We start from the raw sequence: 639 nt of genomic DNA, 5'->3' as shown, positions 1-639 counted from the left end.
CATGGCCCATGGCGTTCATGGTGTGGTGCGACTTGTGGCAGTGGATCGCCCAGTCCCCTGGGACGTCTGCCACAAACTCGAAGGCGCGCATCTGCCCCACCGCCACGTCGACCGAAACCTCGGGCCAGCCGTTGTCAACCCAGCCGCCATCAGTGCCAGTGACCTTGAAGTCATAGCCGTGCATGTGGATCGGGTGGTTGGTCATGGTCAGGTTGCCGAACCGGACGCGCACCTTGTCGCCCTGGCGCACCACAAGCGGATCAATGCCCGGGAACACGCGGCTGTTGAAGCACCAGAGGTTGAAGTCCGTCATCTCGTTGACCCGCGGCACGTACGAGCCGGCCTCGATGTCAAACGCATTGAGCAGGAAGACGAAGTCGCGGTCGACCCGGCGCTCGGCCGGATCGCGCGGGTGGACCACGAAGAAGCCCATCATGCCCATGGCCATCTGCACCATCTCGTCCGAGTGCGGGTGGTACATGAAGGTGCCGGATTTGCGCAGGATGAACTCGTAGACGAAGGTCTTGCCCGGCGGGATGTGCGGCTGTGTGAGGCCGCCGACGCCGTCCATGCCATTGGGCAGAAGCTGGCCGTGCCAGTGCACCGCCGTGTTCTCCGGCAGCTTGTTGGTGACGAAGA

Annotated in this window: 1 protein-coding gene; it reads right to left on the bottom strand. The window is 63.5% G+C overall.

Annotated features, from left to right (window positions below; translation table 11 throughout):
• Nucleotides 1–639, bottom strand: a 639-nt coding sequence (locus tag OC446_RS30585) for a multicopper oxidase domain-containing protein (protein ID WP_262032620.1), incomplete at both ends; no start/stop codon positions are given.

The sequence above is a fragment of the Microvirga sp. Mcv34 genome (assembly GCF_024519725.1).
Lineage (GTDB): Bacteria > Pseudomonadota > Alphaproteobacteria > Rhizobiales > Beijerinckiaceae > Microvirga.
This window is presented reverse-complemented; position numbering and strand designations above follow the sequence as displayed.